At 67.6% G+C, this 26,731-nt stretch carries 24 protein-coding genes; 15 read left to right on the top strand and 9 right to left on the bottom strand.

The genetic code is table 11. The features are described 5' to 3' along the window. Positions 1–103: 103 nt before the first annotated feature. The 3 genes from CFB40_RS26725 to CFB40_RS26735 all read right to left on the bottom strand — a co-directional run bounded on the left by CFB40_RS26725 (position 104) and on the right by CFB40_RS26735 (position 3,907). Positions 104–1,192, bottom strand: coding sequence for a retroviral-like aspartic protease family protein (locus CFB40_RS26725; RefSeq protein WP_174972360.1), 1,089 nt, complete (start codon positions 1,190–1,192; stop codon positions 104–106). Positions 1,193–1,395: 203 nt separating this feature from the next. After that, on the bottom strand, positions 1,396–2,490 hold the full coding sequence (locus tag CFB40_RS26730) for a potassium channel family protein (RefSeq protein WP_069251854.1): 1,095 nt from the start codon (positions 2,488–2,490) through the stop codon (positions 1,396–1,398). 82 nt (positions 2,491–2,572) lie between these two features. Then, the gene (locus tag CFB40_RS26735) at positions 2,573–3,907 is read right to left on the bottom strand and encodes an NAD(P)/FAD-dependent oxidoreductase (protein ID WP_089432880.1); all 1,335 of its coding nucleotides are present in this window, start codon (positions 3,905–3,907) and stop codon (positions 2,573–2,575) included. 224 nt (positions 3,908–4,131) lie between these two features. Between CFB40_RS26735 and CFB40_RS26740 the strand changes: the two genes are divergently transcribed. Both CFB40_RS26740 and CFB40_RS26745 read left to right on the top strand, forming a co-directional pair. Beyond that, positions 4,132–4,986, top strand: a complete 855-nt coding sequence (locus CFB40_RS26740; protein ID WP_006485970.1) for a helix-turn-helix domain-containing protein — start codon at positions 4,132–4,134, stop codon at positions 4,984–4,986. Between the two features lie 126 nt (positions 4,987–5,112). Next, complete coding sequence (locus CFB40_RS26745) at positions 5,113–6,780, top strand: ATP-binding domain-containing protein (RefSeq protein ID WP_089432881.1); 1,668 nt, start codon at positions 5,113–5,115, stop codon at positions 6,778–6,780. Positions 6,781–6,836: 56 nt separating this feature from the next. Here the strand turns inward: CFB40_RS26745 and CFB40_RS26750 are convergent, their stop codons facing one another. After that, positions 6,837–8,396: a methyl-accepting chemotaxis protein gene (locus CFB40_RS26750; RefSeq protein WP_089427209.1), complete on the bottom strand. Its 1,560-nt coding sequence runs from the start codon at positions 8,394–8,396 to the stop codon at positions 6,837–6,839. Between the two features lie 229 nt (positions 8,397–8,625). On the opposite strand from CFB40_RS26750, the gene CFB40_RS26755 reads away from it, so the two are divergent. Beyond that, a complete protein-coding gene (locus CFB40_RS26755; RefSeq protein ID WP_089433326.1) occupies positions 8,626–10,140 on the top strand; it encodes an MDR family MFS transporter in 1,515 nt (504 codons plus the stop codon). 59 nt (positions 10,141–10,199) lie between these two features. Here the strand turns inward: CFB40_RS26755 and CFB40_RS26760 are convergent, their stop codons facing one another. After that, positions 10,200–11,198 carry a quinone oxidoreductase family protein gene (locus CFB40_RS26760; protein WP_089432882.1) on the bottom strand — a complete coding sequence of 333 codons (999 nt, stop codon included), beginning with the start codon at positions 11,196–11,198 and terminating at the stop codon, positions 10,200–10,202. A gap of 131 nt (positions 11,199–11,329) precedes the next feature. On the opposite strand from CFB40_RS26760, the gene CFB40_RS26765 reads away from it, so the two are divergent. From CFB40_RS26765 to CFB40_RS26790, 6 genes are all read left to right on the top strand, one after another. Next, positions 11,330–12,202 carry a LysR family transcriptional regulator gene (locus CFB40_RS26765; protein ID WP_089433327.1) on the top strand — a complete coding sequence of 291 codons (873 nt, stop codon included), beginning with the start codon at positions 11,330–11,332 and terminating at the stop codon, positions 12,200–12,202. A gap of 87 nt (positions 12,203–12,289) precedes the next feature. Continuing rightward, positions 12,290–12,850 (top strand): GNAT family N-acetyltransferase, encoded by a 561-nt coding sequence (locus tag CFB40_RS26770; RefSeq protein ID WP_089432883.1) that lies wholly within the window; start codon positions 12,290–12,292, stop codon positions 12,848–12,850. Between the two features lie 9 nt (positions 12,851–12,859). Continuing rightward, positions 12,860–13,699: a MerR family transcriptional regulator gene (locus CFB40_RS26775; RefSeq protein WP_089427206.1), complete on the top strand. Its 840-nt coding sequence runs from the start codon at positions 12,860–12,862 to the stop codon at positions 13,697–13,699. A 123-nt stretch (positions 13,700–13,822) separates the two neighbouring features. Continuing rightward, positions 13,823–14,806 carry a sulfonate ABC transporter substrate-binding protein gene (locus CFB40_RS26780; protein WP_089427205.1) on the top strand — a complete coding sequence of 328 codons (984 nt, stop codon included), beginning with the start codon at positions 13,823–13,825 and terminating at the stop codon, positions 14,804–14,806. 414 nt (positions 14,807–15,220) lie between these two features. Beyond that, positions 15,221–15,424: a cold-shock protein gene (locus tag CFB40_RS26785; protein WP_006485974.1), complete on the top strand. Its 204-nt coding sequence runs from the start codon at positions 15,221–15,223 to the stop codon at positions 15,422–15,424. Between the two features lie 276 nt (positions 15,425–15,700). Continuing rightward, positions 15,701–15,925 (top strand): hypothetical protein, encoded by a 225-nt coding sequence (locus CFB40_RS26790; protein ID WP_089427204.1) that lies wholly within the window; start codon positions 15,701–15,703, stop codon positions 15,923–15,925. A 107-nt stretch (positions 15,926–16,032) separates the two neighbouring features. On the opposite strand, the gene CFB40_RS38200 is transcribed toward CFB40_RS26790, so the two are convergent. Beyond that, on the bottom strand, positions 16,033–16,230 hold the full coding sequence (locus CFB40_RS38200; RefSeq protein WP_143329889.1) for a hypothetical protein: 198 nt from the start codon (positions 16,228–16,230) through the stop codon (positions 16,033–16,035). 9 nt (positions 16,231–16,239) lie between these two features. Beyond that, on the bottom strand, positions 16,240–17,673 hold the full coding sequence (locus CFB40_RS26795) for a CoA transferase (protein WP_089432884.1): 1,434 nt from the start codon (positions 17,671–17,673) through the stop codon (positions 16,240–16,242). A 103-nt stretch (positions 17,674–17,776) separates the two neighbouring features. On the opposite strand from CFB40_RS26795, the gene CFB40_RS26800 reads away from it, so the two are divergent. After that, positions 17,777–19,066: a citrate synthase family protein gene (locus CFB40_RS26800; protein ID WP_089432885.1), complete on the top strand. Its 1,290-nt coding sequence runs from the start codon at positions 17,777–17,779 to the stop codon at positions 19,064–19,066. 234 nt (positions 19,067–19,300) lie between these two features. Here CFB40_RS26800 and speB read toward each other — a convergent pair whose 3' ends face one another. Beyond that, complete coding sequence (gene speB / locus CFB40_RS26805; RefSeq protein ID WP_089433328.1) at positions 19,301–20,269, bottom strand: agmatinase; 969 nt, start codon at positions 20,267–20,269, stop codon at positions 19,301–19,303. Between the two features lie 435 nt (positions 20,270–20,704). Between speB and CFB40_RS26810 the strand changes: the two genes are divergently transcribed. From CFB40_RS26810 to CFB40_RS26830, 5 genes are all read left to right on the top strand, one after another. Then, the gene (locus CFB40_RS26810; RefSeq protein WP_089429069.1) at positions 20,705–21,376 is read left to right on the top strand and encodes a lysoplasmalogenase; all 672 of its coding nucleotides are present in this window, start codon (positions 20,705–20,707) and stop codon (positions 21,374–21,376) included. A gap of 246 nt (positions 21,377–21,622) precedes the next feature. Continuing rightward, complete coding sequence (locus CFB40_RS26815; protein ID WP_089427200.1) at positions 21,623–23,212, top strand: flavin-containing monooxygenase; 1,590 nt, start codon at positions 21,623–21,625, stop codon at positions 23,210–23,212. A gap of 21 nt (positions 23,213–23,233) precedes the next feature. Beyond that, positions 23,234–24,166 carry an SDR family NAD(P)-dependent oxidoreductase gene (locus CFB40_RS26820; RefSeq protein ID WP_089432886.1) on the top strand — a complete coding sequence of 311 codons (933 nt, stop codon included), beginning with the start codon at positions 23,234–23,236 and terminating at the stop codon, positions 24,164–24,166. Beyond that, the gene (locus CFB40_RS26825) at positions 24,163–25,068 is read left to right on the top strand and encodes a metal-dependent hydrolase (RefSeq protein WP_089432887.1); all 906 of its coding nucleotides are present in this window, start codon (positions 24,163–24,165) and stop codon (positions 25,066–25,068) included. The genes CFB40_RS26820 and CFB40_RS26825 overlap by 4 nt, the downstream gene beginning before the upstream one ends. 4 nt (positions 25,069–25,072) lie before the next feature. Beyond that, a complete protein-coding gene (locus tag CFB40_RS26830) occupies positions 25,073–25,996 on the top strand; it encodes an alpha/beta fold hydrolase (RefSeq protein ID WP_089432888.1) in 924 nt (307 codons plus the stop codon). Here the strand turns inward: CFB40_RS26830 and CFB40_RS26835 are convergent. Next, positions 25,945–26,511 (bottom strand): putative glycolipid-binding domain-containing protein, encoded by a 567-nt coding sequence (locus tag CFB40_RS26835; RefSeq protein ID WP_089432889.1) that lies wholly within the window; start codon positions 26,509–26,511, stop codon positions 25,945–25,947. The genes CFB40_RS26830 and CFB40_RS26835 overlap by 52 nt on opposite strands. Positions 26,512–26,731 lie beyond the last annotated feature (220 nt).

Genomic DNA, 26,731 nt, shown 5'->3' on the forward strand with positions numbered 1-26,731 from the left:
CGCAGCGATGTCGGCGGGTGCACGTGCAACCGCCCCCTGCAGACCGATCTTCCGGATGCCCGCCCAGTCTTCACGCAGGAGGTCCACTCACGCCACGGTCCGGTCAGGAGCGCTGGCTGATCGACCAACGCGTCGGCGTGAACGACACCTCGAAACGGGACAGGAAAGACTGGCCGAGCAAGCCGTCGATGCCGTCGCCGTATGGCGACTTGCCGCCCGCATCGACCGATACCGGCACGTCCGACGCTTCGACCGCACCGACCTTGACCGCGCGGGCCTGGGCCAGCAGTCCGTCACGGGCACCATTGGCTGTCTGCAGACGAATCCGCTTGGCTTGCTCCGTCGGAACCTGCGCGCGCCGGGCAAACGCTTCGCTTAGCGAAACATAGCTCGCGCCCGTGTCGACGATGAACACACCCTCGATGCCGTTGACCTTCGCCTTCACGCGAATCGTATTGCCCGATTGCCTGGCAAAACTCTCCTGTCCGGCCGCATACGTCGACGGGCAACTCGCATGCGACGCGTACTGCGCGATCATCCCCTTCGCCTGCGTGTTGTCCGCACGCTCCGGATCGGCCGACACCCACATCCGGATCGCACTGACCGAATCGCAGTAGCGGCCAGCCTTCGCATGCAGGTCGGCGATCCGGATGAACAGGTTGCTGGTGACTGTCGCCAGGTTCGTCGACAAAGCCAGCGCCTGCATGTAGTCCGACAATGCCGCATCGTCGCGCTGCCAGCCTTCGTTTGCGCGCCCGCGATCGAAGTAATACTGCGGTTCCGACGGGTTGTTTGCGATCAGCCGGTCGGAAACCTCCACGGCGCCCTTGAAATCGCTCACGGCCATCAGGTCGTTCGCGGCAGCACTCAGGAAACCGTCCGCGCGCCCGCATCGATCGACGAACCCGATCAGCGCGGACGCGCTTTCGCGACGGTAGCCGAGCGCGTCGATCTGCGCGGCCATTCGGCCCATCGCGTCCCGATTGCAAGCCTCCCGGCTCAGTTGAACCAGCGCCCGCCGGATGTCGGGCTTCGTCATGTCGGAAACGGACATGCCGGAAAGCTTGTACGTGTCGACAGCAGGCTTGATGTCGTCGGGTACCGCGATGCCGACCTGGTCGCAGGCGGTCATGGCGACCAGCACCGCGAGCCCTGTGCCCACCTTGACGGCGCGTCGAACCGACCGGCTCATGCGCCCCTTCGAAAACGCGTGCGGCCCATCTGCGTCATGCGGGTTCCTTGTCGCCCCGCTTTCTCTCTCGATCATTCTTTTCATTGCCCCGTTTAATTCTGATTTCGCGGCCCGTTCGCGCGGGCCGATCCCTCGCGTGCGCCGGACCGGCGCCGCCTCCCTGCATCAGCGGCAACCGGTCGGCCATGTTGCCATACGAGCCGTCAAACATCCGGATCCGGAATCCGCGCCGACTGAATCACGACCAGCGTATCCCCTTTCTCGATCCGGCACGGCGGGTCTTCATAGAACGAAAAAATCTTCCCGCATCGATCGAGCCCGACGACGATCGCGCCCGGCACGACGTTCGTCATGCAGCCGACCTCCTGCGGCATCGCCTCGCGCTCGAGCAGCGTCGCGCGGCCGCGCGTCGACAGCATGTCGTTCACGAACGGCACGATATAGCGGCTATGCACGGCATCCGCGAGCAGCAGCGCGCCGATCTTCGTCGACGACACGATCACGTCGGCGCCCGCCTGCCGCAGTTGCCGCTGATACAGGTTCTCCTGGATCCGCACGACGATCTTCGTATCGGGCGCGATGCTGCGCACCGACAACGTGAGCAGGATCGCGGTCGGATCATCGGTCACCGAAATGATCACGGCCTTCGCTTCGCGCACCTGTGCCTGCTGCAGCAGATCCTCATGCGCGGGATCGCCGAGCAATCCCGCCACGCCGAGCGACGTCGCGGCCTCGATCGCCTGCTGCTGCGAGTCGATCACGATGAGCGTCGCCGGATCGACGCCGCTCTCGAGCAGTTCGCGCACCGCGATCGAGCCGGACAGGCCATAACCGCAGACGACGATGTGATCGGACAATTGCTTCTGCAGGCGTTTCATGCGGAATTCCTCGATGACGCGCTGGATCACGAACTGATACGCCGTGCCCAGGAAAATGAACCAGATGACGATGCGGATCGGCACGATGAAGAACGCATCAATCAGACGCGCCCGCGCGGTGACGGGCACGATGTCGCCATAGCCGACCGTCGCGACCGTGACCATCGTGAAGTACACGAGATCGGCGACGGTCATCGGCGTGCTCTTGGTCGAATCGCGCAACCCGTCGCGATCGAGATACAGCACGAGGAACGCGAGCGTGCACAGCAGCACGACCGCGCCGATCCGGAACAGCAGTGTGCGCCGCGGCGACGTCGCGGGACGCGTGAACAGCGTGCGCGCACGCGGCGCCTGCCACGGGTTGCGGGCGCGACGCAGGCGTGAGCGCAACGAGCGGCGCTGGGCGGAGGGCGAAGCCAACGGGGAATCTCCTGAAGGATGCGGGCTCGATTCTACGATGGGTCGGCCGCGGCCGGCCGACGTCATCGCGTCGATGCGTCCGTTACAGCATGCTGCGCGGCCGCACCATCGTGCCGTCGACGAAGCGCTGCGCACGAAACGCCGACAGGTCGAGCGACGGCGCACCCGTGTCGATCCATTCGGCCAGCAGCCGCCCGACGATCGGCCCCATCGCGAAACCGTGGCCGCAGAACCCCGTCGCGATCGCGAGCCCGGACGGCGCGCCCGGCGCATCGATCACCGGAATGCCGTCGGGCAGCACGTCGATCAGGCCGGCCCAGGCCTCGACGATCTGCGCGTCCTTCAGCGCGGGAAAGATCGCCTTGAGCTTCGCGAGCGCGCGCGGCGCATGCGCGCGATTCGGCTGCGGCTGCGGATCGCGCGGCTCGATCGGCCCGGTCGCCCCGTTGATGCGGGCCAGCACGTCGCGCCACGCGGCCCCGTTCACGTGCAGCCGGAATTTGTCGCGCTGCGACCAGAACTCCGGCCAGAACAGGCTCAACCCACGCAGGTGGCCGAGCGTCAGGTCGACGTCGACCTGCATGTCGTCGGCAAGATTGATCGCGCCGTTCTTGCGCTGCCGGATACCGAGGCCGTGGCCCCACACCGTCGACGCCGACACCGGCGGCACCACGTTGGTGCGCATGCAGGTGCCGCGCACGGCCTGTTGCGGGAGCCGGATGCCGACGCCATCGAGCAGCCGGAAGCTGGTCGCACCGGCCGCGCAGATCACGCGCCGCGTGCGGATCGTGCCGCGCTCGGTCACGACACCGACCACCGCACCGCCGGCCGTCTCGATCGCAGTCACGCCGCAGCCTTCGAAGAAGCGCGCGCCCGCCTCCGCGGCACGCGCGGCGAATGCGGCGGCCGCGCGACGCGGCTCGGCCTGCCCGTCGGTCGCGGTGTACAGCCCGCCGAGCGTGCGCGCCTGCGGCGAAAGGCCGCTGACGCGCTCGTCGATCTGCGCGCGCGTCAGCGTGCGTGTATCGAGCCCGTGGTCGCGCGCGACGGCGAGCCACGCGTTGAATGACGCCCAGTCCGTTTCGTTGTCCGCAATATAAAGACAGCCGCCCTGCCACCATTCGAGATCGAAACCGAGGGTTTCCTCTAACCCCTCCCAGATCTTGATGCCGGCCATCATCAGCGGCACCTCGGCCGCTTCGCGCCCCTGCTGCCGCACGAAGCCCCATGCACGGGTCGACTGCTGTCCGGCGATGCGCGACTTGTCGAGCACGACGGCCTTCAGGCCGCGCAGGCCCAGGTAATACGCGGCTGCGCAGCCCATGATGCCGGCGCCGGCGATCACGACGTCGGCTTCGTGCGGGAATGGCGTGTCGGCGACGGTCAGGGCATCATGCAGCGGATAGGTTGTCGTCATTGTTTCCTGTCAGGCGTTAATGCATCCGAATGTGGGCGGCGGTGGTAACGTCGTGACACACCTTTCACACAAACGCACCTTTCGCCACGCTGAATAACGACCATTTTGCGGTAAAGTTATCTTTTCCGCGCGTGGCCGGTCGGCTCGCCCCTGGACGTCATGAAGACTGTCCGTCGAGACTGCCGCAAGGCGTCGTTCTGAACGTCACGATCCGTTCCCGTAGCATGACCACTGAAGCAATCACCACGGATTCCCTCGCGGTTGCCGAGCGCGTGCGCGAGCTGATGACCCGCAACGGCATCGGCAAGCGCCAGCAGACCACCGAGCTGTGCCGCATCCTCGACCTGAGTTTCTCGCAAGGCCACCGCAAACTGCGCGGCAGCAGCCCCTGGACGCTCGCGCAGATCAAGAAAGTCGCCGAAGCGTACGGCGAACCCGCCGCGCAACTGTTCGGCGCGCAAACGCTCGACCCCGGCATGGTCGGCGCCTATTCGCAGGAGGCCGTCCTTTACGCGGGCGTCGCCGAGATTCCGTGCACCGCCTGGATCGGTGCGCCGCTCGAAGCCGGCGCGCGCCCCGAATTCGTCGCGTACGAACAAAACGGCCGCTGGCGCGTGCTGCGCCACACCGGCGTGCTGTACCAGAACGCGTACGACGTGCACAAGATCGAGATCTATCCGCGCCGCGCGGAGAGCGACAAGCTCGTCGTCGCGGTGATCGACCCCGATCGCGTCAGCGCGACCGAACTGTGCCGCTATCTCGAACGCCAGGGTTTCGCGACCGCCGCATTCGACGGCCTCGCGCCGTTCGTCGACGCGCTGCAAGGCCAGGCGTTCGACGCGGTGCTGACCGAATGGCTGTTCGACGACAGCACGGCCGCCACCGCGATCAAGGCCGTGCGCACATCCGACAACCCGGGCGCACCGATCTTCGTGCTGACCGGCGACCTGCTCACCGGCCGCGCGAGCGAGGCCGACATCAGCGAAGTGATCCGCGCGTTCGACGTCGTCTGCTACGAAAAGCCCGCGCGCATGGCAATTCTCAGCGCCGATCTCGCGAAACGGCTCGCCCGCGGGTAACGTCCCCGGGCCGTTCTTCCTCCTGACGGCCAGCGTCCGCGCGGCACGGCGGTCGTGAACCGGTGCATAGCTCAGTACAATAGCCGCACCCGTTCACGCCCACGCCGGCTTCCGCCGCCCGACGCCATGGCCCGCCTCATCCCCGACGACTGGAAAAGCCTCGCCGCGACCGGCGCGGCCGAACGCGAGCGCGAAACGCTCGCCGCGCTCGAACACGCGCTGCCCGACAGCTACACCGTGTATCACGGCGTGCACTGGACCCGCGCCGACCAGGCGTTCTCGGTGTTCGGCGAGGCCGCGTTCGTCGTCGTGAGCCCGGCCGGCCGCGTGCTGCTGATCGAGCAGAAAGCCGGCTTCCTGCGCGAAACGCCGAAGGGGCTCGTGAAGGTCTATCTGCAGAAGGAACGCAATGTCCCGATCCAGCTCGCGCGCACGCAGGAAACGCTGCACCGGCGCCTGACGGCCGCGCTCGGCGCGGGTGTCTACGGCGTCGAGGCGCTGCTGTACTGCCCCGACTACTCGATCCGCGACGCGTCGATCGCCGGCGTCGCGGCCGACCGCATCGTCGATGCATCGCGCAAGGCGCAGCTCGCGCAGGTGATCCTGCAGATCCTGCCGGAGGACGACGAACACTTTCCGAACGCGCCGAAGCTCCACCACTTCCTCGCGGACGAGCTCGCGCTCACGCCCGACACGAGCGCGCTCGTCGGCCAGGCCGGCACGCTCGTCACGCGGCTGTCGGGCGGGCTCGCCGCGTGGGCGCGCCAGCTCGAATTCGCGCCGTTCCGGCTGCGCGTCACCGGCACGGCCGGCTCGGGCAAGACGCAGCTCGCGGTGCAGGCGATGCGCGATGCGGTCGCGGCCGGCAAGCGCGTGCTCTACGTGTGTTTCAACCGGCCGCTCGCCGACTACATCGCGCGCATCGCGCCGCCCGGCGCGAAAATCGCGAACTACCACCAGCTGTGCGACTGGGTCGCGCGCGACGGCGGCTATACGCCCGACTTCCAGGTACCCGGCGAATTCGAGCGGCTCGAGGCGCGCTTCGCGGCAACGCCGATTCCCGAGCGCTGGCGCTTCGACGTGCTGGTCGTCGATGAAGGACAGGATTTCCATGCGCCGTGGGCGGCCGCCCTGGCGCGCTTGCTGGCGCCGGAAGGCGCATGGTGGTGGCTGGAAGATCCGCTGCAGAACCTGTACATGCGCGAGCCCGTCGCGCTGCCGGGCTGGGTCACGCTGAAGGCGCTCACGAACTACCGCAGCCCGCGCGACCTGCTCGAATTCGTGCGCGACATCGTCGGCCGGGTCGAGCCGCTGGCGGCCGAGCTGCGCTCGGGCAGCCCGTTCGACGGTTCGGATCCGTCGGTGTCGTCGTACGGGGAAGAAGGCGCGTCGGCAGACGCACTGGCCGACGCCTGCATCGACGCGACCAAGCGGGCGATCACGCATGCGCTGTCGCTCGGCTTTCGCAAGCAGGACATCGCGGTGCTGTCGTATCGCGGCCGCGAAGGCTCGGTGCTCGCGCCGCTCGACCAGCTCGGCCCGCACCGGCTCAAGAGCTTCACCGGCAAGTACGACCTGTTCGGCAACCCGGAGTATCGCGAAGGCGACGTGCTGCTCGATTCGATCTACCGCTTCAAGGGCCAGTCGGCGCCGTGCGTGATCCTCACCGAGGTCGACTTCGACACGCTCGACGCGCGTGCCGCGCGCAAGCTGTTCGTCGGCGCGACGCGTGCGACGATGAAGCTGCTGATCGTCGCGTCGTCGCGCGCGGCCGCGCAACTCGCGGCCGTCTGATGTAACGGGCGGACGGCAGGCGGGCAAGCGCCCGCCCCGTCGCCGCCCGCGGTCGATCAGGCGACGCGGAACGCGCCGACCGCGCGGCGCAGCCCGTCGGCCTGCTCTTCCAGCGACGCGGCAGCCGCCGCAGCCTGCTCGACGAGCGCCGCGTTCTGCTGCGACACTTGATCCATCTGCGACACCGCGCGGTTCACCTGCTCGATCCCGTCGCGCTGCTCGTTCGACGCAGCCGCGATCTCGGTCATGATGCCCGTCACGCGGCCGATCGCCTGCTGGATGTCCTGCATCGTCGCGCCGGCCGTGCCGACGAGCCGCGAGCCGGTCGCGACGCGCTCCACCGATTCGCCGATCAGCGTGCGGATTTCCTTCGCCGCCGACGCCGAGCGTTGCGCGAGCGTGCGCACCTCGCCCGCGACCACCGCGAAGCCGCGGCCCTGCTCGCCCGCGCGCGCGGCTTCGACTGCCGCATTCAGCGCGAGGATGTTGGTCTGGAACGCGATGCCCTCGATCGTGCCGATGATGTCGGCGACCTTCTGCGAGCTCTGGTCGATCTCGTTCATCGTGCCGATCACTTCGCCGACCACCGTCGCGCCGCGCGTGGCGATCTCGCTCGCGGTATCCGCGCAGGCCTGCGCCTGCATCGCATTGTCCGCGTTCTGCTTCACGGTCGCGGTGAGCTGCTCCATGCTCGCGGCCGTTTCCTGCAGCGCGGACGCCTGTTCCTCGGTGCGCTGCGACAGGTCGGTGTTGCCGGCCGCGATCTGGTGCGTCGCCGTCGAGATCGCTTCGGAACCCTGGCTGACCTGGCGGACCGTATCCGCGAGGCTGCGCTGCATGCCGGTCACGCCCTTGACCAGTTCGGCCATCTCGTCACGCGACGACCAGCGCACCTCCGACGTCAGGTCGCCTTCCGACAGGCGGCGGAAATGCGACAGCAGCCGGTTCACCGGCTGGGTGATCGCGTAATGCAGGCCGATCGCGCAACCGAGGCACGCGGCCAGGCCGAACGCGATACCGGCGATCGCGCCCGCGCGCATCCAGCCGTAATAGGTCTGCGCGGTGTCGTACACGTCCTTGCCGCGTGCGACCTGGTACGCATCGAGCGCATCGGTCGCCTGCGTGAGCGCGACCGACAGCGGCGGCGCAACCGACATCAGCAGCCGGTCGGCCTCGTCGCGACGGCCGTCGCGGACCGCGTCGATCATCGGCTTCAGCGCCTGCCCGATCAGCGCCTGGCGCGCGGCGTCGAGGCGGCTCGCGAGCGGGCCTTCGTCGCCGTCGTGCGGCATCGACGCGTAGCCGCGCCAGGCGGTGTCGGCCTTCGCGAGATAGCTCTCGGCCTTCTTGACGAGATCGGGCACCTCCGGCGCTTCCGGATGCAGCATCGCGCGGTCGAGCGTCGTGCGCACGATCGTCAGGTTCAGGCTGGCCGCCGACAGCGCGGTCTTCGCAGCCAGTTGCTGCGTATAGGCCTCGTCGAGCGCGCGGTTCGAGCTCTGCATGCCGGCGAGGCCGATCAGCCCCGATACGACGAGCAGCGCGGCAACGAGGCCGAGCGTGGAGAAAATCCGCGTACGGATCGAGAAACGGGAAAACAGGGCGTTCAGGTTCATGACGGGACGAGAGCGATGAAAAGTGCCGCGGCAATCGGTCCGCAGCACTCTGGATTACGGTTTGCCTGCAAAAAACTTGAGTCCGTCCCCGCTTTCCCGTGATCCCGGTCAATTTTCCGGGCCGGCAATCTCCTGTTACGGTTGCAACACATCGAGGCTGGGCAGAAATTGACCAGTCAACTATCAATGGCTATATTCGACACAATTCCCTGCCATGGCAGATATCTCGATGACAACCGACACCCTCCTCACTCCGCCGGCCGCCGAAACGGCCCGCCGCGACGCGCCGACCGGGCTGATCGTCGCCGCGCTGCTGCTCGTCATGCTGCTGTCCGCACTCGACCAGACGATCGTGTCGACCGCGCTGCCGACGATCGTCGGCGAGCTCGGCGGGCTCGACCAGTTGTCGTGGGTCGTCACCGCGTACCTGCTCTCCTCCACCGTCGTGCTGCCGTTGTACGGCAAGCTCGGTGACCTGTACGGCCGCAAGATCGTGCTGCAGGCCGCGATCGTGCTGTTCCTCGCGGGCTCCGCGCTGTGCGGCGTCGCGCAGGACATGACGCAGCTGATCGTGCTGCGCGCGGTGCAGGGGCTGGGCGGCGGCGGCCTGATGGTCGTCACGATGGCCGCGATCGGCGATCTGGTGCCGCCCGATCGCCGCGCGCGCTACCAGGGGATGTTCGGCGGCGTGTACGGCCTCGCGACGATCATCGGCCCGTTGCTCGGCGGCTTCCTGGTCGAGCACCTGTCGTGGCGCTGGATCTTCACGATCAACCTGCCGCTCGGCTTTCTCGCGCTCGCGGTGATCGGCGTCGCGTTCCGGCCGCACACCGCGCACGTGAAGCACCGGATCGACTACATGGGCGCCGCGTTCCTCGCCACCGCCCTCACCTGCGTGATCCTGTTCACGAGCGAAGGCGGCTCGCTGCTGCCGTGGACGTCGCCGCAGCTGTGGATGACGCTCGTGCTCGGCATCGTCGCGATCGGCGGCTTCATTTACGAAGAGCGGCTCGCGGCCGAGCCGATCATGCCGCTCGAACTGTTCCGCCATCGCACCTTCGTGCTGGTCAGCCTGATCGGCTTCGTCGTCGGCATCGCGCTGTTCGGCTCGGTCACGTTCATTCCGCTCTACCTGCAGGTCGTGAAGGGCTCGACGCCGTCGCAGGCCGGGATGCAGCTGCTGCCGATGATGGGCGGGATGCTCGTGACGTCGATCGTCAGCGGCCGGCTGATCTCGCGGCTCGGCTCGTACCGGATGTTCCCGATCCTGGGCACGCTGACCGGCGGCATCGCGATGGCGCTGCTGTCGACGCTGACGCTCGATACGCCGCTGCACACGATGTACACGTACATGGCGCTGCTCGGGATCGGCCTCGGCATGGTGATGCCCGTGCTGACGCTCGCCGTGCAGAACACGGTCGAATTCCGGCACATGGGCGTCGCGACGTCGGGTGCAACGCTGTTCCGCTCGATCGGCGGCTCGCTCGGTGTCGCGGCGTTCGGCGCGCTGTTCTCGCACGGGCTGCAGTCGCGGGTGATGGCTGCGCTGCCGGCCGGCACGGCGCTGCCGCCCGCGCTCGGCCCGGCTGCCGTGCACCAGTTGCCGGATGCCGTGCGCGACGCGTACCTGCATGCGTTCGCCGGTTCGCTGCATGTCGTGTATCTGGCTGCGGCGACGGTCATCGCGATCGCGTTCGTGCTCGCGTGGTTCGTCGAGGATACGCCGCTGCGCAAGCACCACTGAGCCTCCCGTGGATCGCGATGCGAGCATCGACCCGCATCGCGATCCCCATCCCCCCGCCATCACGGCACCAGCACGACCCCACCCGTCGTCGCGCGCGACTCCAGCAACCGGTGCGCATCGGCCGCCTGTTCGAGCGGCAGCCGCGCGCCGATCTCCACGTGCGTCCCGCCCGCCAGCCGTTCGAGCGTCGCGCGCGCAGCCTCGCGATATCCGTCGACGTCACGCGCGATGAAGCCGAGCACGCTCGGCCGTGCGAGCGCGATCGACCGCGCCGGCCCCAGTTCGTCGAGATCGAACGTCTGCCGCGCACCGATCGCGGCCACCTGCCCGATGCTCGCGACCATCCCGAACGGACGGACCGCGCCGAGCGTGCGCGTCAGCACGTCGCCGCCGATCCCGTCGATCGCATAATCGACTCCCGCGCCGCCGCCGAACGCGCGGGCCGCCGCGACGAAATCCTCCTCGCGGTAATCGACGACCGCGTCGGCGCCATGCTTGCGCACGAGCGCGGCTTTCGCGGCCGACCCGACCGTGCCGATCACCCGCGCGCCGAGCGCACGCGCCCATTGCGTCGCCAGCAGCCCGACGCCGCCGGCCGCCGCATGCACGAGCACCGTGTCGCCGGCGCCGACATGACGGACGCGATGCAGCAGCATGTAAACGGTGATCCCTTTCAGCAGCCCGGCCGCGGCGGCTTCGTCGCTCAGGCCGTCGGGAATCGGCAGCACACGCTCGGCCGGCATCGTGCGCAGGCTCGCATAGCTGCCGGTCGGCATGCCCGCATACGCGACGCGCTGGCCAGGGACGAGCTCCATCACGCCCGGCCCGACCGCATCGATCACGCCGGCCGCTTCGACACCGAGCGCATCCGGCAGCGCCGGCAACGCGTGTGCGCCCGACCTGAAATAGATGTCGACGAAATTCACGCCGATCGCGGTCTGGCGAATCCGCACTTCGCCGGCACCGGGCGGCGCGACGGGCGCATCGACGCGGCGCAGCACGCCGGCGTCGCCGTAACGGTCGATCCCGATCCGGATGGCGGTGGCAGTCTGGGTCATGACGTTCCTCGTAATCGAATGAAGTGACACGATCATCCCATCGTGCATAATCGAACGGAATTCCCGCCAACCGCCCACCTACTGTGCAAAATTCGACCGATCAGGATCCCGTTTCCGCATCCGCATTGCCGATGAGCTGGGACGACGTCCGTTATTTCCTCGCGGTGATGCGCGGCGGCAGCCTGTCGGCCGCCGCGCGGGCGCTCCAGGTTCAGCACTCGACGGTCGCGCGGCGCATCGACGCGCTGGAGTCCGCACTCGGCATCCGGCTGTTCGACCGGCTGCCGCGCGGCTGGCCGCCGACCGACGAAGGGCTGCACCTTGCCGAGCACGCGGCACGCATCGAAACCGACGCGCATGCGTTCGCGCGCGCCGCCCAGGGCGCGGCGGCGCTCGACGGCGTGGTGCGCGTATCGGCGTCGCCGGTGTTCGCCAGCCACTTCCTCGCGCCGCGGCTCGCCCACGCGCAGCGCGCATGGCCGGCGCTGCGGATCGACCTGCTGGGCGAGATGCACGCGGCGAACCTGTACGCACGCGAAGCCGATCTCGCGGTGCGGCTGTCGCGGCCGACCGAGCCGGGGCTCGCCGCGCGCCGGCTCGGCACGATGCGCTTCGCGCTGTGCGCGTCGCCGGAATGGGCGGACGCACCGCCCGACACCTGGCCGTTCGTCGGCTACGACGACGCGCTCGCTCAGACGCCGCAGCATCAGTGGCTCGCCCGCTTCGCGGCCGGGCGCCGTTTCGCGTTCGTCACCAACGACCTGGCCGCGCAGCATCGCGCGTGCGCGGCCGGCGCCGGCGTCGCGCTGCTGCCACGGTTTCTCGTCGACGATCCGGCCGCGCATGCCGGCGCGCCGCTCGTCGAGCTGACGGCCGCACCGCGTTGCGACATCGAGCGCGAGATCTGGCTCGTCGTCCACCCGGACGTGCGCCGGTCGCCGCGCGTGCAGCGCGTCGCCGACGCGATCGCCGAAGCCGTTCACGCGGCGGACGGACGGCTGTAGGCAGCTGCCTCCGCACACGGCTTTGCCATGCGCGCCAGCGGCCGGCATAGTAGCGGTCTCCATTCCGAATGCACCGGACCCGCCGCCATGCCCACCGCTCCCGCCTGCGTCGTTCGCGACGCGACCGACGCCGACCTCGATGCGATCCACGCGATCTATGCGCACCACGTGCACCACAGCGTCGCGTCGTTCGAGGAAACGCCGCCCGACGTCGCCGAACTGCGCGCGCGCCGCGACGCGGTGCTGCGCGACGGGCTGCCATACCTCGTCGCCGAATGCGACGGCCGCGTGGCCGGCTACGCGTACGCGACGCCGTACCGCACGCGCAGCGCGTACCGCTTCACGATCGAGGATTCGATCTACATCGACGATGCGCAGCGCGGGCGCGGGATCGGCCGCGCGCTGCTCGCCGCGCTGATCGAACGTTGCGAGGCCGGCCCGTGGCGGCAGATGATCGCGGTGATCGCCGACGGCGGCACCGGGGGCTCGACGTCGCTGCATCGCGCGTTCGGCTTCGAGCCGGCCGGCATGCTGAAGGCGGTCGGTTTCAAGCACGGCCGCTGGATCGATACGGCGCTGCTGCAGCGCCCGCTCGGTGACGGCGCGCGCACGCTTCCCGTCTCGCCGGAGCCTCCCACGTCGCGCTAGAATGGCCGCATGTCAAAACAGACTCATTCCACACCCGACGAGGCGGCGCCGGACTCCCGCAACGAGTACACGGTCGACGAACTTGCACGCGTGTCCGACACGACCGTGCGCAATGTCCGTGCGTACCAGGATCGCGGTTTGCTCGCGCCGCCGGAAAAGCGCGGCCGCGTCGGCATCTACGACGACACGCACGTCGCACGGCTGAAGCTGATCAACCACCTGCTCGCGCGCGGCTACACGCTGTCGAACATCCAGGACCTGATCAAGGCGATCGACGAAGGCCACGACCTGCGCTCGATCCTCGGTCTCGAAAACGCGATCGGCGGCCGCTGGTCGCACGAACTGCCGAAGACCTATTCGCTTGCCGCGCTCGCGCAGATGTTCGGCCCGCAGGCCACCACGCAGCTGTCGCGCGTGACCGAACTCGGCCTGCTCGAACGGCGCGGCCTGTCGTTCGTCGCCAAGAGCCCCGCGCTGCTCGAAGCGGCCGCCGCGATGACCAAGGAAGGCATTCCGCCGCGCGAGCTGCTCGACGTGATCAGCCTCGCACGGCCGCATTTCGACGCGATCGCGCGGCTGCTCGTTGATCTCGTCGTGAAGCGGCTCGACCGCTACGACGCGGGCACGCTGCCGCCCGCCACCGACGTGCCCGAACTGGTCGATGCGATCTGGCGCCTGCGCCCGCTCGCGGCCGTGTTCGTCGAAGGCGAGACGAACCGCGCACTGGAAACCGCGGCGAGCGCGTATCTCGGCGGCCGCGTCGCGACGATCCTCGACAAGAAGCTCAGCGACGAGGCCGCGCGGCAGTCCGGCACACCTTCACCGGAAAACGGCGGCGACGAAGCATAGGCGCGCCGCAGTCATATTGATATCGGCAATGCTTCGTTTGCGGGCGTGATTGCCCATGCGACGATTCTTCCAACCGAGCGGCACCGCCGCTCGCCCGAAGACGTTTTGCATGGAGTCCGTTCGATGATTCGTTTCACCCGCTGGATCGCCCGCACCGCCGCCGTCACCACGCTCGTCGCGCTGTCCGCCGCGTCGGCTTTCGCGCAAGGCGGCGCCGACAAGGTCGTGCGCATCGGCTACCAGAAGGCCGGCCTGCTGTCGGTCATCAAGGCGCAAGGTTCGCTCGAAGCGCGGCTCAAGCCGCTCGGCTATGGCGTGCAGTGGTTCGAATTCCCGGCCGGCCCGCAACTGCTCGAAGCGCTGAACGCGAACAGCATCGACTTCGGCTACACGGGCGCGCCGCCGCCCGTGTTCGCACAGGCGGCCGGCGTGCACTTCGTCTATGTCGGCGCGGAACCGCCGGCGCCGCACAACGAGGCCGTGATCGTGAAGGCCGATTCGCCGATCGGTTCGGTCACCGGCCTGCGCGGCAAGAAGATCGCGCTGCAGAAGGGCTCGAGCGCGAACTACCTGCTGCTCGAAGCACTGAAGCAGGCCGGCGTGCGCTACGACGAAATCCGCCCCGTGTATCTTCCGCCAGCCGACGCGCGCGCCGCATTCGAGAGCGGTAACGTCGATGCGTGGGTCGTCTGGGATCCGTACTACGCGGCCGCGCAGAATGCGCTGAAGGTGCGCACGCTGTCCGACTACACGGGCCTCGCGGCGACCAACAACTTCTACGAAGCGACGCGGGATTTCGCGCAGCAGCATCCGGACGTGGTCGGCGCGATCCTGAAGCAGGCGCGCGAGACGGGCCAGTGGGTCAACACGCATCCGGCCGACACGGCGGCGCTGATCGCACCGAAGGTCGGCCTGCCGCAACCGATTGTCGAGACGTGGATCAAGCGTGTCCCGTTTGGCGCGGTGCCGCTCGACGAAAAGATCGTCGCGGCCCAGCAACGCGTCGCCGATGCGTTTTATGCGGCGAAGCTGATTCCGCAGAAGCTGAACGTGGCCGACAACGCATGGGTCGACCAAAACGCGCAGCGTGCGCTCGCGGCAAAGTAGCGGGAACCCAGCGCGCAACGTGCCGAAACGGCCGCCGGGCACACGACTCGTCGGCCTTTCTTGTTCTTGTCGAATTTTCGGGAAATGCGGGACGCACTGTCGGCGTAAGCGCCAGCGCGCGAGTCTCGCGTTTGCGTTTATCGTGGACGCCCCTGCACGCCATGCCGCGCAGCACGCTCCGCTACGCAGGGCCACATCGCTTCGTCCGCAAACAGGCCGCGCGGTGAAACAGTTACAAGTTAATGATTGACGCCACCGCCGCCCAGCGGTTAATGTCTTGGTCGAAGTTCAAGAAGTCCGATTGCTGTTCATCAATTGATCGCTCCTCAGCGGTATTCGTTGTCCTCTCCCTCCTTGACGCTTCCAGCGCTCTTTCCAGAGCAAATCTTCATATTTTTTTCTCAAGGAATCTTCATGGATACCGGTATCGTCAAGTGGTTCAACGACAGCAAAGGCTTTGGCTTCATCACGCCCGACAACGGCGGCGACGACCTCTTCGCTCACTTCTCCGAAATTCGCGCCGACGGCTTCAAGACGCTGGCTGAAAACCAGAAAGTGAGCTTCGAAACGAAGCAAGGCCCGAAGGGTCTGCAAGCGGCCAACATCAAGCCGCTGTAAAGTTTGAAGGACCCGGCGCCCCGTAACGGGCGCCGGGTTGCAGCGACATCCTCGCGGAGCCTGGTCTCCCAAAGTTGGCGCGATTGCTCTTGGCTGCATCGGTTCATTCCGCAGCTCGCCGCGCGCCACACGCCTCGTTGCACTTCATTCCCCCTCTGGCTGCCAAGCCCTTTTTCGCTTTACGACTGCGTCAGATTCAGCTCGCAATGGCTTTGAATCGGCATACCCGTGCACATCCGCACGGCACGCGCGCACTCGAACATCATTAAAATTAAAATGCATAACGAACAAATTCATCAATACAACGGCTATGCCGTCCAACCCTCGGCGCATCGTTTGCCCGACGGTAGTTTTTCGTCCAACCTGCTGCTTGAACGCGCCGGTAGCCCACGCACCGAAGGCCGCTACCAGTTCTATTCGCTCGATTACTTCACGAGCGAAGAGCAGGCGTTGCAGCATTCGGCCCGCTGGGCACGCAACTGGGTCGACACGCGCGGTTAAACACAACGCCCGGCCGTCGATCCAGCGACGCGCAGCGCGCCGGCGGTCTTCGCCGGCCGACTTGCTTCACTAGGCCGCCCCCTCTCCGCCGAACGCGTTCCGTCTGCTCAGGCACATCCTGATCGGCGGCCAAGGTGCGGTGGGGGGACATCCGTAAACACGCCGCCGATCGCTTCGGTCACGTGTTCCAGCACGTTCGCGGGCTGCCCGATGATGACGACCTGCGCATTGCGCTGAGCAACATTCATCGCCGTGGCCACGTCGTTTCCCGTCCCGTCGCCACTCACCGACACCAACCGACTCATCGCATCGCGTCACAGATCGTCGTTCGACGACAACCATTCGGGCTCGTACGCACCCAGCGCGCGCGCCGGATAAAACCATCGCAGCGGCGCACCGTCGATCCGTACGGGCGGCAGGAGCCGGGATGCCGGCCCCCACGACGTCGGTTCGACGTGTTCCGCACGATCACGTTGATCGTCGGCAACCAGCTCAATCACCTCGCTCATCGGCTCCGACCGCAACTGCAACTCAGCCGCCGTGCGCGCCAGCGAAGTGCGCACCTCGGTACCGACGCCCTCTTTCATTCGCGTCGTCAGCCCGCGGATCGCGGCGGTCGCCATCAGGTAACCCGTCGCATGGTCGATCGCCTGGACAGGCAAGTTCACCGGCTCATCACTGCCCGTCACGCGCATACCCGCGTCGGCGATTCCCGTGCTCATTTGAATGAGGCTGTCGAAGCCGCGCCGGTAACGCCATTCACCACTCCAGCCATAAGCGTCGAGCGACACGTCGATGAGCGCAGGATTCAGCTCGCGCCGATGCGCGGCATCGAGCCCGAGGCGCGCGAGCGCGTCCGACCGGTAACCGTGCACGACGATATCCGCGCTGCGCAGCAACTGCTTGAGCGTATCGAGATCCGCCGCATCCTTCAGGTTCAGCCGCGCACACCGCTTGCCGTGGACGACTTCGGGCACCGTGCCCGGCTCTTCCCAGCCGTACGGATCGATGCGCAGCACGTCGGCGCCCAGGCCCGCAAGAAACCGTGTCGCCACGGGGCCGGCGAGAATGCGCGTCAGGTCGAGCACGCGAATGCCGCGCAACGGCCGGTCTTTCGAAGGCCGCCAATCATGCGCGACGGCATCGGTCGCGGCACGGACATGCAGCAACGGCTCGGTTGCGACTGCGTTGCCCTGCGGATGCCCGGCCCACTCCTGCGCCGAGTACATCGCCGCGGCACAACCGCCGCGCTCGACGATCGCCTCTTCGAGCGCGCCGGCATCCCAGCGATTCACCGCTTGTGCGACCGACTGCGCATCGGCGGCGCAGCCGAGCACCGACAACGCGGCCAGCCGATGATGCGGCGCGTTCGTGTGCAAGCGGATCCAGCGATCGCGCGCCCGATAGTTGGCGGCCACCGGATCCCATTGCGGCGGCATCGACCAGCCTTGCGGACGCAGCGACGTGCCGAACCATAGCGACGCCATGCGCCGGTCGACCCGAACCGCCGGCAACGTCCCGGTCGCTGCATGCAGCAATTCGGCAACGGACGCCGCGGCCGCACCGATCGCCGCCGTGGCCATGTCGGTGACGCGAAATGCCGAAACCAGTTCGCCCGCCCCGCTGAAGCTGCACGACTCGAGAAAAGCCTGAGACCCACCCGCCGCGCGCCAGAACGCCCGTAGCTGACGCGACACCCGCTCGTCATCGGCCGGAGCCCGTTCCCTCGACATTTGATCGACACCCATGTTCGCCTCGCATGAATCAGGTGACGCAAAGATCGTCCCGCTCGCATTTGCTGTCAACGTTGATTATCCTGATCAACCTGTCGAACGATTCCCCCTGCGCACGATGTCGAACTACCTGAATTCGACCGCAGCCGCGGCAAGGCTCGGTGTCTCGCGGCAAACCCTCTATGCGTACGTCAGCCGCGGCCTGCTTCGCGCGGAGCCGGGCGGCAGCCACCGTGAAAGCCGCTACCTCGCGGCCGATGTCGAGCGCCTCGCGGATCAACGCGCACGCGGCCGCAAGCCGAAGGAAGTGGCGAAGGCCGCGCTGAACTGGGGGGCGCCCGTGCTCGAATCGAGCATCACGTTGATCGATGGCGGCCGGCTCTTCTATCGCGGCGTGGATGCACTCGATCTCGCTGCCCGCGCGAGTCTCGAGGAAGTCGCGGCGCTGCTGTGGCGATGCGACGAGCAGACCGCTTTCGGCCGTCACGTCCCCGCTACGCCGTCGGTACTGCGAACGCTCTTCAGGCACTACGCCGGTCAACGCACCGAGCAAGCGCTGCTGCCGCTCTTCACCGTCGCGAGCGAGGACGCGCCGACGGCGATCTGGCATCAGTCGGCCGATCGTCAGGCGCAGGGCTGCGGCGATCTCGTGCGAATTCTGGCGGCATGCCTGCTGCGCACCCGGATCGATACCGCCCCCATCCACGCGCAATGCGCGCGGGCATGGGGCGTCGGGCCGGCGGGCGCCGAGCTGATCAGGATGGCGCTCGTGCTGTGCGCGGATCACGAACTGAACGCGTCGAGCTTCACGGGGCGGTGCATCGCGTCGACGAACGCGAGCTTGCGCGCCGTCGTGGTCGGCGGCCTGGCCGGCTTGTCGGGCGAGCGGCATGGCGCCACCACCGCGCGCGGCGAAGCACTGTGGGACGAACTGGGCAAAAAGGACGTCGAGCAAAAAATGGTCGCGCGTCTCGCCCGGGGTGACGGCTTGCCGGGCTTCGGACATGCGCTCTATCCCGATGGCGACGTGCGTGCGACGTATCTGTTGTCGCGGATCCTGCCGCGTCATCCTCAATGGAAACGGATGATCGATACCGGGAGCACGCTCGTCGGCCAGAAGCCCTCGCTCGATCTCGCGCTGGTGGCGTTACGCAGACATTTGCGGCTTCCCGTCGGCGCGGCATTCGGCCTGTTCGCGCTCGGCCGCTCGATCGGCTGGATCGCGCACGGGCTGGAGCAGCGCGAGCAATCCGATCTCATCCGGCCGCGTGCGGTTTATACGGGGGCCTGGCCAGACGGTGCCGGAGCGGATCATTCTCGATCTCGCGGACGGGCGGGAAAGCAGCAAACAACGCAACCGGCAGCGCCGAAAGACGACATGCTTGCGGCTTTCTTCAGGAGTAGATAGGTTTTTGCTTGATGAAGTCGCGGCACGTCATCGGTGACATGTCAGCGCGTCGTTGACGTACGGAAGCAGCCAACCACTGACGTTTCGCGGATTTCGCCAACGGGTCGGCAACGCCCCTCCACGGGAATCCGCAAAGACTTTTCTCCCGATTCACGGGATACGAACAGCACACGGCACCTCGATCCGGCAATGCGCGCACCGCGCCAGCGGCACGCGCATGCCCGGCATGCCGACTTACTTCAGCGCTCCCGCCACCTTCTTCTGCCGCCACAGACACAGCAAGTCACACGCGACATGCGCGGCCGCGATCGCCGTGATGTCCGCGTGGTCGTACGCGGGCGCGACCTCGACCACATCCGCACCGACCAGGTTCACCGCGCCGAGCGCACGCACGATCGCGAGCGCCTGCGCCGACGACAGCCCGCCCGCGACCGGCGTGCCGGTGCCGGGCGCGAACGCCGGATCGAGACAATCGATATCGAACGTCAGGTACGCCGGCCGCGCGCCGACGATAGCGACGATCCGCTCGACCGCCGCACGCGCGCCGTGGTCATGCACCCACGCCGCATCGAGCCGCTCGATCCCGAGAAAGTCGTCGTTCCACGTGCGAATCCCGACCTGCACCGACGTCGCCGGATCGATCAGCCCTTCCTTCACGGCCTTGTAGAACATCGTCCCGTGATTGAGGCTGTCCGGATCGTCGTCGGCCCACGTATCGCAGTGCGCGTCGAAATGGATCAGCGACAGCGGCTTGCCGTAGCGCTCCGCATGCGCGACCAGCAGCGGGTACGTGATGTAGTGGTCGCCGCCGAGCGTCAGCATCTTCGCGCCGGAACCGAGGATCGTGCGCGCATGCTCGACGATCGCGGGCTTGATCGACAGCGGGTTGTGCGCGTCGAACCAGCAATCGCCGTAGTCGACGGCCGCGAGATCGTCGAACGGGTTGAAGCCCCACGGATACGGATGAAGCTCCGCGAGCTGCACGCTCGCCGCGCGGATCGCGGCCGGCCCGAGCCGCGCGCCGGAGCGGTAGGTCGTCGCGAGGTCGAGCGGCACGCCGGAGATCGCGACGTCGACGCCGTCGAGCGCGCGCGAATAGTTGCGGCGCATGAACGACAGCACGCCCGCATAAGTGTTTTCGATCGACGAGCCGTACGGCGTCGTGCGACGGATCGCGCCGTCGCCGTGGAGAAGTTCGGTCATGGTCGGACCTGTTTTCGTGGGGAAGGCCAGCCCGCCCGGTTCGCCTGAGCGCACGGGCCGGGCACGGCATGGATTCATCGGGCCCGCATCGGCTTGCGCATCCAGTCGCGCGGCCGGGCGGAACAACGACAACGACAGCAACAACCACATCGACAACGGCAATACCGCGGCGATCATAGCAAGCCGAATTGCAATCGTTGCCCCGGTTCAACCGGGGCAACGCGCGGAGAAAATCCGGCGGCGGCACCCACGCATCGGAGCTCGACATCGCCGGATTGCCGCGCCGGCGGGCAATCCTCGTGCATGGCGATCCCGGTCGCTTCCTAGAAGGATTCGCCGGTTTTGGCACGTCCTTTCTTCCGGATAATGGCCGACAGCCGCGCCCTCGACCGCGCGCCGTCCACCGCAGACGACAACAAACCGGAGACACCCGCCTTGATCGCCACGCTTCCCGCCACCTACCGCCGGCTCTGGCCGCTCGCCGTCGTCGCCGCGCTGCTATACGGACTGTCGCTCGCCGCGGCGCCCTATCCCGGCCAGGCCGTCGCGAAAGCCGCGATGGGCATCCTGCTGCTCGCGGCGGGCAGCACCTGCGCCGCACCGCGTGAACGCGCGTGGCTGTGCGCGGCGCTCGTGACGGCCGTGCTCGGCGACGTGCTGCTCGCGCTGCCCGACTGGCCGCTGTCGTTCGTCCTCGGCCTCGGCGCGTTCCTGCTCACGCACCTGGGCTACTGCGCGATCTTCATGCGCTGGCGCGCGCGGCCGCACGGCTGGCGCATCGTCGCGCTCGTCGGGCTGTGGATCGCCGCGCCGGCGTTCTACGTGGCGTTCTTCCCGCACCTCGGCGAGTTGCTGGCACCGGTCGCCGTCTACATGCTCGTGCTGTGCGCGATGGCGAGCTTCGCGCTCGCCGCCCGCACGCGCGGCCCGCTGGTGGCCATCGGCAGCCTGATCTTCGTCGGCTCCGATACGCTGATCGGCGTCGGCCGCTTCCTCGGCGGTTTTCCGGGCATCGATTACCTGATCTGGGGCCTCTACGCGCTCGCGCAGGTCACGATCGTGGCCGGGGTTTTCCATGAGACAGCCGGTCGACCGATCCGTCCCTGATACCGTTTCAAACAGCCCGCCGCGCGCCGGCGGTCTCGCCCGCACCCTCTCTCGCCCTGGCGACGGCCCTTCCCGCGCATCCCGCGATGCGGAAACCGGCCCGTTCCAAACCCCGCTCAGCCTTTTCCCGCCTGGCTTCCGGCCCTTAGAGCGCCGCTTCTAGCCTCTTGCGGTTTCCGGGTTCACCCACTATCGTTACATCAAACAATGTAACATTCCAAAATGAGCCAAATCGGAGACACCCGGATGAATGCTCGCACGTTGCCTTTCGGTCCGCCCGGCCACGACGGCCTGGACGAAACCATCGACATCGCCATCATCGGCACCGGCTTCGCCGGCCTCGGGATGGCGATCCGCCTGCGTCAAACAGGCGTGACCGACTTCGTCGTCCTCGAGAAGGCCGCGTCGGTCGGCGGCACGTGGCGCGACAATCATTACCCCGGGTGTGCATGCGACGTGCAATCGCACGTCTATTCGTTCTCGTTCGCGCCGAACCCGCGCTGGACGCGCATGTTCGCGCCGCAGCCGGAAATCCGCGCCTATCTGGAAGACTGCGTGCAGCGCTTCGGCGTCGGCCCGCACCTGCGCCTGAACCATGAACTGCAACGCGCCGAATACGACGAAGCCGCGCAACGCTGGCGCCTCACGTTCGCGAACGGCAAGCGGTTGTCCGCGCGCGTGCTGGTGTCGGGGATGGGCGGGCTGTCGCGCGCCGCGCTGCCGTCGATTCCCGGCGTCGAGAACTTCAAGGGCCGCGCGTTCCACTCGCAGCAGTGGGATCACGACTATGCGCTCGAAGGCAAGCGCGTCGCGGTAATCGGCACCGGCGCGAGTGCGATCCAGTTCGTGCCGCAGATCGCGCCGCGCGTGAAGGCGCTCGCGCTGTTCCAGCGCACGCCGCCGTGGATCATGCCGAAGCCCGACCGCAACCTGACCGGGTTCGAGAAGTGGCTGTTCCGCACGCTGCCGTTCACGCAGAAGGCCGTGCGCAGCAGCATCTACTGGATGCTCGAATCGCGCGTGCTCGGCTTCGCGATCCATCCGTCGCTGATGAAGAACGTGCAGAAGCTCGCGCTGCGCCACATCCGCAAGCAGATTCCCGATCCGGAGCTGCGCAAGATCGTCACGCCGAACTACACGCTCGGCTGCAAGCGCGTGCTGATCTCGAACGACTACTACCCGGCGCTGTCGCGCAAGAACGTCGACGTGATCACGACCGGCATCGACCACATCGAAGCCGACGCGGTCGTGACGACCGACGGCAAGCGTCATGAAGTCGACTGCCTGATCTACGGCACCGGCTTCCAGGTGGCCGATCCGTATCCGCGCGGCGCGATCATCGGCCGCGGTGGGCTCGACATCGTCGACGCATGGCGCGACGGCGCGCACGCGTATCTCGGCTCGACGCTGCCGGGCTACCCGAACTTCTTCATGATCGTCGGCCCGAACACGGGCCTCGGCCACAACTCGATGGTGTTCATGATCGAGTCGCAGATCGAGTACATCCTCGGCGCACTGCAGGCGATGCGCCGCGAACGGGCGGACGCGATCGAGGTGCGCCCGCTCGTCGAGGCGCAGTTCAACAGCGACCTGCAAGGCAAGCTCAAGAAGGCGATCTGGTCGACGGGCGGCTGCAAGAGCTGGTACCTCGATCCGCGCACCGGCAAGAACACGACGCTGTGGCCCGGCTTCACGTGGCGCTTCCGCCAGGCAACCGCGCACTTCTCGATCGCCGACTACCACGCGTATCGCGCGCCGCAACACGACACCACTGCGCGGCCTGCCGCCGCGCCCGCCGCTTCCGCTTCGACTTCCCCGTCCGCCGAAGCGGCCTGAGCCAGACAAGGAGCCACCGACATGAGAGATTTCGCCAACAAGGTCGCCGCCATCACGGGTGCCGGCTCGGGCATGGGCCGCTCGCTCGCGATCCAGCTCGCGCAGGCCGGCTGCCACGTCGCGCTCGCCGACAAGAACGGCGTCGGCCTCGCCGAAACCGAACGGATCGTCCGCGCGATCGCGCCGAACGTGCGCGTGTCGACGCGCGTGCTGGACGTCGGCGATCGCGACGCGATGTTCGCGTGGGCCGACGACACCGCGAAGGAACACGGCAAGGTCAACCTGATCTTCAACAACGCGGGCGTCGCGCTGTCGAGCACGATCGAAGGGATGGAATACAGCGATCTCGAGTGGATCGTGAACATCAACTTCTGGGGCGTCGTGCACGGCACGAAGGCGTTCCTGCCGCACCTGAAGGCCTCGGGTGACGGCCACGTGATCAACACGTCGAGCATCTTCGGGATCTTCGCGCAGCCGGGCATGAGCGGCTACAACGCGACCAAGTTCGCGGTGCGCGGCTTCACCGAATCGCTGCGCCAGGAACTCGACATGATGAAGTGCGGCGTGTCGGCGACCTGCGTGCATCCGGGCGGCATCCGCACGAACATCGCGCAATCGAGCCGCGTCGCGAAGAACATGGTCGGCTTCATCGTCGAGAGCGAACAGCAAGGCAAGGACAGCTTCGAGAAATTCTTCATCACGACCGCCGACGACGCCGCGCGCACGATCCTCGCCGGCGTGCGCAAGAACAAGCGCCGCGTGCTGATCGGCCGCGACGCGAAGGGCGCGGACTGGATGGCGCGCATCCTGCCCGCCGCGTACCAGGCGCTCGTCGTGCTCGCGACGCGCCGCGAGGCCGCGAAAGCCCGCCGCGCCGCGCGCGGCACGCCGGCGCCCGCGCCGCTGCACGCCACCTACAACAATGCAGGCAACCAGGGAGGAGAACAATCATGACGACCCCGAACATGATGCCCGTGCGGCGCGACATCCGTTTCGCGCTGCCCCCCGAACGCGCGCGCGACTGGCACGTGCAGGGTGTACCGGTCACGCACTTCATGAACGCGCTGTCGCTGCTGTTCCCGGCCGGCGAACGCTTTTTCATGGATTCGGTGCGCAACTACCGCGACCAGATCGAGGATCCCGAACTGAAGAAGCAGGTGCTCGGGTTCATCGGCCAGGAAGCGATGCACACGCGCGAGCACATCGAATACAACGACCTGCTGCAGGCGTCCGGCCTGCCCGCGCACAAGCTCGACAAGCGCCTGTGGACGATCCTCGGCTGGTTCAAGAAGGTGCTGCCGCATTCGATGCAGCTCGCGATCACGATCGCGCTCGAGCACTACACGGCGATCCTCGCGAACCAGCTGCTGTCGGGCCACGAGCACCGCATCGACGGCTCGGTCGAAGGCTACCAGCAGATGTGGATGTGGCACGCGATGGAGGAAACCGAGCACAAGGCGGTGTCGTACGACGTGTGGCGCACCGTGATGAAGCCGGGCCTCGGCAGCTACCTGCTGCGCACCGGCACGATGCTGACGACGACCGTGTTCTTCTGGGCCATCGTGTTCGACTTCCACGTGCGGCTGATGCGCGCGCACCGTCGCGAGCACGGCAAGTTCGGCGGCATCTGGCGCCTCGTGAAGTACCTGTACGGCCCCAAGCACGGCGTGTTCCCGAGCATCGCGCGCGAATGGCTCGACTACTTCCGCCCGGGCTTCCACCCGTGGGACCACGACAACCATCAGTACCTGCAGGAGCTCGACACGCTGCTCGAGAACATCGACGCGACCAACGCGCGCTACGCCGCGCAAGCCGCCCCGCGCCGCGTGCCGCTGCACCCGGTTCCGCAGGCATGACGCCATGGCGCGCGCCCACGAGATGCTGACCGTCCAGTCCGGCGACGTGAAACTCGCCGTCTACGTAAGCGGGTCGCGTCGCGCCCCGCCGCTGATCCTCGTGCACGGCTACCCCGATTCGGCGGCCGTGTGGGCGCCGATCCGGGCGCGGCTCGCGAAGCGCTACCGCGTGATCGCGTACGACGTGCGCGGCGCCGGTGCGTCCGATGCGCCGCGCCGCCGTGCCGACTACACGCTCGAGCGGCTCGCCGCCGACCTGAAGGCGGTGGCCGACGCGACCTGCGGCGGCCGGCCGTTCCATCTCGTCGGCCACGACTGGGGGTCAATCCAGTGCTGGGAGGCCGTGACCGACCCCGCGTTCCGCGGCCGAATCGCGTCGTACACGTCGATCTCGGGCCCGTGTCTCGATCACGTGTTCCGCGCGAAGATGCGGCTCAAGCAAAGCCTGAAGTCGTGGTACATCGCGTTCTTCCACCTGCCGCTCGTGCCGTCGCTGGTGTGGCGGCTCGGCGGCGCGGCACTGTGGCCGCGCTGGCTGCAGCTCACCGAGCGCGTGCGTGCGGAGCGCGATCCCGTGCAACTGAAGAACGCGCTGAACGGGCTGCAGCTGTACCGCGCGAACTTCATCGCACGGGCCCGCAAGCCGCGCGAGCGGTACGCGCAGGCGCCCGTGCAGATCCTGGTGCCGGTGCGCGACCGCTACGTGACGCCCGAGATGTCGGTCGACCTCGACCGCTGGCTCGGCGACCACGTGCGCGAGGAAATCGACGGCACGCACTGGATCGTGCTGCGCCACCCCGACATGATCGCGTCGCGGATCGACCGCTTCGCGTCCGCGCAGGAGCGGCCGGCACTCGCCCCGGTCGCGGCCCGGGTTCAGCGCACCGCAGGCGCCGGCGCCGGCAGGCGCCTGAACAGCGTCTCGTAATCGATGACGAGCCCGTCGTCGTCGATCTCCATCTCGGCCGTGAAGTCGCGGAAGATTCCTTCGTAGCGATAGCGCCGGCCCGGCTCGAGGCACGCATAGGCCTGCTTGACCGGCGTGACCTTCAGGTCCGGCGTCGAGATGTACGCGACGTCGATCGGCCGCCGCTCACCGCGCGCGAGCCCGAGGCGGCCGATCGGCAGCGAATTCGTGAACGGCGTCGCCGCGATGTCGATGTCGATGCAACCGTCGAGTTCCGGCAGTGCGCGGCCCGAGCCGTCGCGCCAGTGGCCGGCGCCGTCGCCGCGCAATTCGAGCGTGCCGCCGCCCATCACCTTGAGCACCGCATGGGTCACGCGCCAGTGCGCGTCGCACTCGACGCGATACGCGAGCCCGTACGCACGGCCGTACCGCTGGCCGACCACCGCGCTTTCGACGACGATCCCGCCGCCGCTCCGGTCGAACGTCAGATGTTCGACCCCGTCGCCTTCGAGCGACGCCCAACGCACTTCGCGCATCTTTCCACCTCCCGGTATTCCCGATGCGAGGCATCGTCGCACGAATCGCCCGACGAAAATGCCGGCCATCACCAGGATTCGAGTCCCGAGCGGGACAGCCCGCCGAAAGCGCCAACGGCGCGACGTTCGGGCACGAATCGACCTCCGGATTCACCGTTTCGGGGCATCGACCACAAATCCTGACTATCCAGAATTCCCTATTCCAGTGCATCGGATTGTG

It is taken from the genome of Burkholderia sp. AU31652, from assembly GCF_002223155.1.
Taxonomy (GTDB): domain Bacteria; phylum Pseudomonadota; class Gammaproteobacteria; order Burkholderiales; family Burkholderiaceae; genus Burkholderia.